This is a genomic window from Lacimonas salitolerans (genome assembly GCF_042677865.1).
Classification (GTDB): Bacteria; Pseudomonadota; Alphaproteobacteria; order Rhodobacterales; family Rhodobacteraceae; genus Lutimaribacter; species Lutimaribacter salitolerans.
Map to the genome: position 1 here is coordinate 84,198 of NZ_JBHUDD010000158.1, position 7,857 is coordinate 92,054.

General features: G+C 61.1%; 9 protein-coding genes. 2 read left to right on the top strand and 7 right to left on the bottom strand.

All coding sequences use genetic code 11. From position 1 onward, the window contains the following. Positions 1-23: 23 nt before the first annotated feature. Together lpxD and ACFTOW_RS18980 are read right to left on the bottom strand one after the other, a co-directional pair. Entirely contained in the window at positions 24-1,115 is a 1,092-nt protein-coding gene (lpxD, locus tag ACFTOW_RS18975; RefSeq protein WP_379918698.1) for a UDP-3-O-(3-hydroxymyristoyl)glucosamine N-acyltransferase, read from the bottom strand. A gap of 29 nt (positions 1,116-1,144) precedes the next feature. Next, complete coding sequence (locus ACFTOW_RS18980) at positions 1,145-2,716, bottom strand: L,D-transpeptidase family protein (RefSeq protein ID WP_379918700.1); 1,572 nt, start codon at positions 2,714-2,716, stop codon at positions 1,145-1,147. Between the two features lie 363 nt (positions 2,717-3,079). Between ACFTOW_RS18980 and mepK the strand changes: the two genes are divergently transcribed. Beyond that, complete coding sequence (gene mepK, locus ACFTOW_RS18985) at positions 3,080-3,649, top strand: peptidoglycan L,D-endopeptidase MepK (protein WP_379918702.1); 570 nt, start codon at positions 3,080-3,082, stop codon at positions 3,647-3,649. A 307-nt stretch (positions 3,650-3,956) separates the two neighbouring features. On the opposite strand, the gene ACFTOW_RS18990 is transcribed toward mepK, so the two are convergent. The 4 genes from ACFTOW_RS18990 to ACFTOW_RS19005 all read right to left on the bottom strand — a co-directional run bounded on the left by ACFTOW_RS18990 (position 3,957) and on the right by ACFTOW_RS19005 (position 6,634). After that, positions 3,957-4,097, bottom strand: coding sequence for an entericidin A/B family lipoprotein (locus ACFTOW_RS18990; protein ID WP_379918704.1), 141 nt, complete (start codon positions 4,095-4,097; stop codon positions 3,957-3,959). A gap of 82 nt (positions 4,098-4,179) precedes the next feature. Then, on the bottom strand, positions 4,180-5,928 hold the full coding sequence (locus ACFTOW_RS18995) for a sensor histidine kinase (protein WP_379918706.1): 1,749 nt from the start codon (positions 5,926-5,928) through the stop codon (positions 4,180-4,182). Further along, the gene (locus ACFTOW_RS19000) at positions 5,925-6,479 is read right to left on the bottom strand and encodes an RNA polymerase sigma factor (RefSeq protein ID WP_379918708.1); all 555 of its coding nucleotides are present in this window, start codon (positions 6,477-6,479) and stop codon (positions 5,925-5,927) included. The genes ACFTOW_RS18995 and ACFTOW_RS19000 overlap by 4 nt, the downstream gene beginning before the upstream one ends. A gap of 8 nt (positions 6,480-6,487) precedes the next feature. Beyond that, a complete protein-coding gene (locus tag ACFTOW_RS19005; RefSeq protein WP_379918710.1) occupies positions 6,488-6,634 on the bottom strand; it encodes a NepR family anti-sigma factor in 147 nt (48 codons plus the stop codon). Positions 6,635-6,772: 138 nt separating this feature from the next. Between ACFTOW_RS19005 and ACFTOW_RS19010 the strand changes: the two genes are divergently transcribed. Continuing rightward, complete coding sequence (locus ACFTOW_RS19010; protein ID WP_379918713.1) at positions 6,773-7,591, top strand: response regulator; 819 nt, start codon at positions 6,773-6,775, stop codon at positions 7,589-7,591. Positions 7,592-7,642: 51 nt separating this feature from the next. Here the strand turns inward: ACFTOW_RS19010 and ACFTOW_RS19015 are convergent, their stop codons facing one another. Beyond that, positions 7,643-7,810, bottom strand: coding sequence for a DUF1328 domain-containing protein (locus tag ACFTOW_RS19015; protein WP_379918720.1), 168 nt, complete (start codon positions 7,808-7,810; stop codon positions 7,643-7,645). Positions 7,811-7,857 lie beyond the last annotated feature (47 nt).

A 7,857-nucleotide genomic window follows, 5' to 3' on the forward strand; every position in this document is an offset into this window, starting at 1 on the left:
CCTCCTGCTTGTCTGGCGCTGACTTAGTCACTCTGCCGCGCTTTGAAAACCGCTTTCTGCAAGGCCGCAACGTCGCGGAACAGACGCGGCAACCGGCGCAATGCCTTGTAGCTTTCGATGTGGCTGGCCATCTTCATGGCCGGATAGCCCAGCATGACCCGCCCGGCAGGCACATTGGCCAGCACCTTGGTGGCCCCGCCGGTGATCACGTTGTCACCGATGAACAGGTTGTCGGACACGCCGGTCTGGCCACCCAGCACCACGTTGTTGCCGATCCGGGTCGAGCCGGCCACCCCCACCTGCGCGCAGATCAGGCAGTCGTTCCCGATGGCCACGTTATGACCGATCTGGGCCAGGTTGTCGAATTTCACGCCGTTGCCAATCACCGTGTCGCGCACGGTGCCGCGGTCGATGCAACTGTTGGCGCCCAGTTCGACATCGTCACCGATGGTCACGCCCCCCAAACTGTGGATGCGGGCATAGGATTGCGCAGACGTTTCGCCCTGCTCGCCAAGGGTGTCGCGCACCCGTTCCACGCTGCTTTCCTCGGGCGTGACAAAGGAAAACCCATCGCCGCCCACAACCGCGCCGGGCTGCGCGATGAACCGCGCACCAATCACCACACGCGCGCCGATGCGCACGCCCTCGCGCAGGTAAGCGCCCGCACCCAGCACCGCATCGGCACCGATGAAACACTGCGGGCCGATCACCGCGCTGTCACCGATCTGCGCGCGCGGGCCGATCACCGTCAGGGCACCGACGCTGACATCCTTTTCAAGCCGTGCTGCAGGGTCGATCACGGCCGAAGGGTGAATGCCCGGCACAAACCCCTGCCCCGGGTCCATCATCGCCGACAGCCCCGCCATGGCATAGCGCGGGCGCGGTGCGATGATGGCCGCCGACAGCCCCAGCGCCTGCCAGTCCGCGCCGTCCCAGATCAGGGCGGCACGCGCCTGCCCCTGTGCCAGACCGGCGGCAAATTCCGGCTTCATCGCAAGGGCCAGATCACCCGGGCCGGCCGACGCGGGTTCGGCCACGCCGGTGACGACCAAACCGGTGTCACCAAGGGCGGTGGCCCCCAGTGCGGTGGCAATCTGCTGAACTGTATGGCTCATGTCCGCCCCCGAAAAACCCGGGGCCAGACTTAGCTTTGATCGGCGCGCAACGCCACCCCTGCCTGCGACAGCGCGGCCCAGATCCGCGCATCGCGGCCATAGACATCGCGGCGATACTGCATGTGACCCTTGGCCCGGGTGAAGGCGGTGCGATAGATCAGGTGCACCGGCACGGGCTCGTCCAGGTTCACGCGGGTCTGTCGCCCGGATTGCAGGATCGTCTGGAAAAAGGTGACCGGGTCGGCCTCTTGCCGCTCCAGCAGGGCATAGGCGAAATCATAGGGCTGGTGCAGCCGGACACAGCCGCTGGAGTACGCGCGCGTTTCACGCTGGAACAGGTTCTTCTCGGGCGTGTCATGCAGGTAGATCGCGTATTTGTTGGGAAACATGAACTTGACCGTGCCCAACGCGTTGTTGCGGCTGGGCGGCTGGCGCAGGTTGAACGGAAAGGACCGCGCGGTATAGCGCGAGAAATTGACCTGACCGCGCGGCACGATGCGACCGCGCGAATCCACCACCTGCAGATGCGACAGAGCGTTGGGATTGCGCTGCAACGCGGGCAGGTAGTCGCGCTGGATGATCCCGCGCGGCACGGTCCAGTCCGGGTTGATCTCCATGTACTGCATCATGTCCGAAAATTCGGGCGTGCGCTTGTCGGGGTTGACCGCCCCGATCACCGACCGGGTTTCAAAAGTCACCGCATCGTCATCGATGACCTTGGCCGAAAAGTCGGTCAGGTTGACCAGAATATGCCGCTTGCCGCGCTCCATGTTCAGCCAGCGTTCGCGCTCCAGCGCCACAAGAACGGACTTGAGCCGCTCGGCGGGATCGATGTTGAGCTGTTCGATGGTGCCCGCCCCGGCCACGCCGTCATCTTCCAGCCCGTGCGCCTGCTGAAACCGCTGAACGGCTGACTGGATCTGCGCATCATAGGTCTGTGTGGCCGACCGGGGCATGAAGCCCATGGCGATCAGACGGTTGCGCAAAGCCACGACCGAATTGCCCTTGGCACCCGGCTTCATGGCGGCGTCTGGCACCCGCGCGCCCCAACCACCCGCGATGACCAGATTTTCAAGACGCTTCTTTTCCTTCAACAACCGCGCATATTCGTTGGTCTGCGGCGGCAGCGTGCGAAAGAACCCCTGAGGCGAGGATTTGCCAAGGTTTGTCAGGTAGGATTGGCGGTCACGATAGGGAATTTCGCGCACGATACCGCTGTCAACGCGCGACGGGGTCAGCATCCCGGTCTGCACATCGCGGGCGTATTGCAGGAATACGCGGCTCAGCGTCACCTCGATCTCGCCGCGGGCCTTGAGTGTGCGGGCAGCCTCCATCTGCGCGATCAGCCCGCCCACGTCATAGCGACTGGCGGGCAGGCCGTGATCTGGCGCATCCGACAGTGCCGCGATCAGCGCCTGCCGCTTGGCCTGCGCATTTGCTGCCGTCCAGAACGGTTTGTAATCGCGCGCCTGGAAAAAGGCCGCGATGTCCTCATCCTTGGCCGCAGCCCCTGCCACAGCCTGCTTGAAGGCGGTCATCTGCTGCGCCGCCGCAGGCATGGCCATCACGATGGTCAGAAAAAGCGACAAAACGACAGCCATCGACCGGAAGTTTCCGCGAAGGGTCGGGTAAATCGGCATTGTATTCCTCGTCATAAATGTCTGTCACAGAAGCAAGAACCCCGAGTCTTGCGGTTTCGCAAGGCCCATGTCCATTCACATTTGATACATCACGCCACCTCGCATCCGGGTGATGCGCGCGCGCCGCGCCTTCGGCGCAAATCGGGCACAGCCGTCGGAGTTTGCGCAGATTATTGCCGAAAACTCTTGATATATTGCATTGGATTGAATCCTCGCTTGGTCACGGAATCGAGTTGTGCAATAACGCAAGTGCATCTGGGGATGAGATGGCAGGGCCGTGCAACGACACGGCCATAATAGGTAAGCGACGGGACGGCGCTGAACATGACGGAACAACGTGGCACGGGTTTCACCCGACGGGCACTTTTGGGTGCATTCGCAGCAACAACGCTGGTAGCGGCACCAACATTCTCCAACGCAGCAGGATTTCTTCGCGGTGCCGGTGATATCCGCCGGCTGAAGATGTATAACGGCCGCACGGGTGAGCGCCTTGACATGATCTACTGGATCGAAGGTGATTACATCGCGGACGCGGTGAAGGAAGTGAATTTCTTCATGCGTGACTGGCGCAACAACAAGGTCATGAACATTGATCTGCGCACCATCGACATCATGACCGCAGCGCACAATCTGCTCGATGTCAACGAACCCTACATGCTTTTGTCGGGCTATCGCAGCCCTGAAACCAATGCGATGCTGCGCAGCCGGTCCTCTGGCGTGGCCAAGAACTCCCGGCACCTGCGCGGAGAGGCCGCCGATCTTCGCCTCGGCTCCCGCTCGGTCCAGCAGATGGCGCGCGCCGCAGCCGCCTGTCGGGCTGGTGGAGTGGGCCGGTACTCGCGGTCGAATTTTGTGCATATGGATTGTGGCCCGGTGCGCGTCTGGGGCAGTTGAGCCTGCAATCATAAAGGCCGTCCAAGCCGCCCTTCGGGGCGGCTTTCTTTTTGTTGGCACCAAAATCCGCCCGATCATCCCCTTTGTCGAGAGTGGGTCGGCAGGTGGTACCTCGGTATAGGCATGACTTCGGCGAGTGGTGGGATGACGCCGAAGCCGCCTGACCGGGCTGACGCCCTTTTGCCCACACACCGCGCTGCTGATGGATATCAACGGGGACGATTCTTGCGCGGTCTTCTGGCACGATATCGGGCGTGGCCGGTTCAAGGACAGATTTTCCCGGTCGGGGACGCGACCGGGAAAGCGATCAGTCCTGCGCATCCTGAGACGCTTCCGAAATTGCCTGGCCGGTGCTCTGGATGTCCTCTCCTGCGCCATCGACTGTCTCGCAGGCGGCGAGGAACCCCAGGGCAAGCAGGGAAATGATGGAATTGCGTGTGCGTCTCATTGCGATCTCCGGTTGAGGTCATGTACCGGGTCAACGCCGCAAGGCGGCGATTGTTCCCCACCAAACGCATAATTTCACAGGATTAATCCGGGTCCTCCTCGGGCGTCGGGTCCGCCATCGGAAAAACCACATGCAACTCGTAGCGATCGGGCAAATCTTGCAGGTCCAACGTGCCGCCAAGCTGCGAAACAAACGCCTCGATCAGCTTGGACCCAAGGCCCGACCCATCAATGGGCTCTTCGGTGCCGGCCTCGGCCTGGGGCAGACGCGAATTGACCACGCTCAGGCAGAAATTCTCGTCGTCGATTTCTTTGAACGCGATGTTGATCCAGGCATCCGCGCCGCTGGTCATTCCGCAATACTTCACAGCATTGATCGAGGCCTCGGTTGCCAGCAGCGACAAGGGCACCGACTGGTCATGGCTGATCTCGACCGGGGCAAAGGCTGTGGTCACCTTGATCTGGCGTCCCGCCTCGTCCAGCGTGCCGACGATCACCAGTTGCTGGATGATATCCTCAAGCAGCTTGTCCGCACGCACCCGTGACACCCGGCGCGCCATGTACAGATACCGGTGGATCGCCGAAAGCGCCATCACCCGATCCTGAACGCGCCGCAGCAGGTGCCGCGCCTCGGGGGTGGCCGTTGCCCGGATCTGCATGTTGAGCATGCTGGAAATAAGCTGCAGGTTGTTCTTGACCCGGTGGTGCACCTCGCGCAGCAGAACTGTCTTTTCGCGCAGGTCCTCTTCAAGCCGCCGGTCCTGCTCGGACAGGCGCCGCGTCATCGCCCGAAATGCCTCGGCAACCACCTCGAGCTCTTCGGGCGCATTGTCGAGCTGCGCGGTATCCAGATCATTGCGCCCCGCCGCGTAGAGCCGCATCCACGACCGCAAACGTCGCACATGGCGGATCACCAGATGGTGCACGCTGACATAGGCCACAAGAATGGTGACCGCCCACATGAACAGCGGAAAATAAAGCGCAAAGGCTTCTTCGTATCCGGGCATCATGACGTTCTTGTGCCGCGGCTCCCAGCTGCCAAGGGCAAGCACGCTGTCGTCCACGATCGGAACGATGGCAAAGTCGCGCCGGGTGCCGTCGCGGTTGTGGTCTCGGAATGTATGCCCTCCGCGAACCGCAAGATCCTGAAGGCTCCAGGAGGCGGGCAGCACGGAGCGCCGGAAATCCGAGAAATCTGCGGTCGCGATAATGTCCCCGCCGGACTGGAACAGCACAAGGTCCACATCGGGCGCGGTGGCGGCCAGCTTCTCGTTCAGGACATGCACAGGGACCGCGATCCAGACAGTGCCAAGGAACCGACCGTCACCAAAAGCTGGCACAGCCACGCTGAACGTGGCGATACCGCCAATGAATTCAAGCGGATGGGTCAGGATTTCGGTTTGCAGACTGGTCAGTTCGGATCGGATCGAATCCAGGTTTCTCAGATCCTGACGTCTGCCGTTCGACGCGCAAACCAGATCAAGGTCAGCATTGACGAAACCGGCAAAGGTATAGATCGGGTTGCGCTCGACCACCCTTGCCATCACCGCGTCGCAGGTGCCCTCGGACGTGTCGAAGACCGACACCGAAACCGCCAGAGTTTCGGCCGTGCTGACCGCCGACTGGATCATGTCGCGGCTTTCGGCAACGGCCTGCTGCGTCTGTTCCAGCAGCGCGGTTTCGGACAGGGCCTGACGTTCTTCGAGAACCTTGTAGGTCTGATGAACCGACACGAGACCAAGCGGCAGGATTGCAAGGCTCAGGGCCAATACCAGACGCAGGGCAAGATTGCGCTTGAGCAACCCGCGCAGCACAAAAAGCCTCGATTTCATGCAGCAGGCTTTCCGATCACCACGGCCATCGTCGCGGCATCCGTGAGTTCAAGGCCTTCTTCATCATCCAGATGCATCAGTTCCGCCAGACGCTTGCGCGCGCGGTTGGTCCTGCTTTTGACCGTACCAACGGCGCAACCGCACATTTCGGCGGCATCCTCGTACGAAAAGCCTTCGGCGCCGACCAGTATCAGGACCTCGCGCTGCTCATCGGTCAGTTGAACAAACGCCCTGCGGAAATCCGCCATCGCAAGATGGCCGTCATGCGCGGGCTTTTCCGACATCTTTCCGGCCATGATGCCGTCAGGGTCTTCGACTTCCCTGCGACGCCTGCGGTAAAGGGAATAATAAGTGTTGCGCAGGATGGTGAACAGCCATGCGCGCAGATTGGTCCCGGCCTGGAACTTGTCAAAATTGCCCCACGCCTTGACCACGGCGTCCTGCACCAGGTCGTCTGCCGCAGCCGAATTGCGCGTCAAGCTCATGGCAAAGGCGCGCATCGCGGGCAGATGCTCGACCAGCTCGTCGCGGGGATCGGTTTGCGGTTGCATGTCCTTGGTCAAGAGTCGTCCTCGGGGCGTTCGTCCTGTTTGTCCGCAGCTTGCTTGCGCAACTGCTCCAGAAGCTTGGTAAAGCGCTCCGGCACAGGTTCCTTGGCCGCATCCGCATAGACGCGCCGGAGATTATCATCGATCTGTTGGTTCAATTTGGACGTCCTGCGATTCTTTGCCATTTCGCCTATTTTTCTGCCATCTTTGAAAAGGCACTTTTTTGCACCTTCTCGGGAACATAACACGCAGCACAGCGTTTGGTTCCACAGGCGACAGATTTTTTGAGGAAACACATGACGGAAACCACCCACCAACCGGATCTGACAGTACAGATTGCCGAGGACCTGCCGTATCTGCGGCGCTATGCAAGGGCTCTTACAGGCAATCAGAGGACCGGGGATCACTATGCTGCCGCAACGCTTGAGGCATTGCTTGAAGATCAGACTTTGCTCTCTGGCGATCTGTCGCCCAAGACCGCACTGTTTCGCGCCTTTCATCACATCTGGGTCTCGTCCGGGTCGCCTGTTGCCGAGTCGGGCGAGCTGTCGTCGCCCGAGGCACGCGCTCAGTGGCGTCTGGCAAACCTGACCCAGAACACCCGCGAGGCGCTTTTGCTGCACAGCATCGAAGGATTCCGCGCGGATGACATTGCCGCGATCGTCGGTGGAACAGCCGATGAGGCCTCGGAACTGTTGACCATTGCCCGCAGCGAGATGACCACCGCGATCCAGGGTCGGATCATGATCATCGAAGACGAAGCGATCATTGCGATGGACATTCGCGCCATCGTCGAAGGCATGGGCCATGCGGTGACCGGAATGGCGCGCACCCGGGACGAGGCGGTGGCGCTGGCACGCCGCGATCCGCCCGACATGATATTGGCCGACATTCAACTGGCGGACAAATCCTCCGGCATCGACGCGGCGAACCACATTCTCGAGGAAATGGGTGATTTGCCGATCGTTTTCATCACCGCATTCCCAGAACGGCTTTTGACCGGCGAGAGGCCAGAGCCTGCGTTTCTGATCACCAAACCCTATTCGGAAGAGCAGGTTCAATCAGCGGTCAGTCAGGCCATGTTCTTTGCCAGTACGGAAACTCTTCACAATTGACAGTGTGCCCTGCGCATCTAGCGCAGGGCATTTTTTTTTGTCTGCCTTGGGTCAGGGCGCGCGACCACGCACGGCACGTGCGATCATCGCGATCACGAACAGCACCAGGAAGACGACAAACAGGATTTGCGCGATCCCGGCCGAGGCCGAGGCAATACCGCCAAATCCGAAAAGTCCGGCAATCAGGTCCCTTCGCGATTTGTGTGGGTTAAGGCGCACTGGCCTGTTCAGGGTCGCACCAGATGTTGTTGTCACGACGTGAGGCG